At 59.3% G+C, this 927-nt stretch carries 2 protein-coding genes; both read right to left on the minus strand.

Features of this window, described 5'->3' with window-relative positions:
• Positions 1 to 362, minus strand: a 362-nt coding sequence (locus MF607_RS23115; protein WP_431311992.1) for an IS5 family transposase, incomplete at its 3' end; no start/stop codon positions are given.
• Positions 363 to 409: 47 nt separating this feature from the next.
• Positions 410 to 871 (minus strand): hypothetical protein, encoded by a 462-nt coding sequence (locus MF607_RS22550; protein WP_242122397.1) that lies wholly within the window; start codon positions 869 to 871, stop codon positions 410 to 412.
• Positions 872 to 927 lie beyond the last annotated feature (56 nt).

A 927-nucleotide genomic window follows, 5' to 3' on the forward strand; every position in this document is an offset into this window, starting at 1 on the left:
TTTCCGCCCGCTGCCGAGACGTGGGCGCGGACGGTGGTGCTATCGATGCTGTAATGGCCGCTGTCAGCCATGACCTCAGCTAGCGTTACGGCCACAGTCTCCCAGACCCCGGCCTCACTCCATCGCCGGAACCGTCGATAGATGGTGTTCCAGCTCCCATATTTGGGCGGGACGTCCCGCCATGGCGCTCCGCAGCGGAGCCGCCAGAGAATGCCATTGATGATGGAGCGGTTCTGCTCAGGCGGCCTGCCTCGGCTACGGTTCTCAGGCTCGATTGGCAGCAAATCCTTCAAAATGCGCCATTCCGCTTCGGTGAGATCGCCCCTGCTCAAACCTGCCTCCAAAAAGCAGCCTTGAATCAACCCTTACACATCGCGTCAACGTGCTTGGCTCTCCAGAGCCCGGTCATTCAGTTGGTGCGATGGCCATATCGACGAATGCCAGCGTCGCGAAGATCATCCAGCGTCTGTCCATCGCCAGGTCGAATATATGGCTCGACTGACGCACCCCCAGCAGAACACCGAGGCAGCGCAGCCCCGTCTTCCGGCACTACGACGTTGTAACCGCCTGCAGTATTCCTACGAAGCAGCCAAATTCCTTCGCGCGACACATGATAGGTATGCTGTATCGTCAGCGCCCGGACCATCTTGCCGGGAAGAGCGCCATCGATGACGCGCTTCACTTGCAAATCGACGAACCACGGCCACGACATGATGATGCAATCACTCCCGCAATCGCCGATCTCGCTCGGTACTTGGTCAACGGGTAGCGCGCGAACCTTCGCATCATAGCACGCTGGCTCGGCCAAAGCGGCAGAGGGCGTAGCAAGGCCAACCAATATGGCCGCGATCAAGTGCGCTTTACGGTTCACGAACTGAGGTTACACACGCGAAAGCTGACCGTCACCAATTTGTCCACGCCGCCTAG

It is taken from the genome of Sphingomonas lacusdianchii (assembly GCF_022664395.1).
Lineage (GTDB): Bacteria > Pseudomonadota > Alphaproteobacteria > Sphingomonadales > Sphingomonadaceae > Sphingomonas > Sphingomonas lacusdianchii.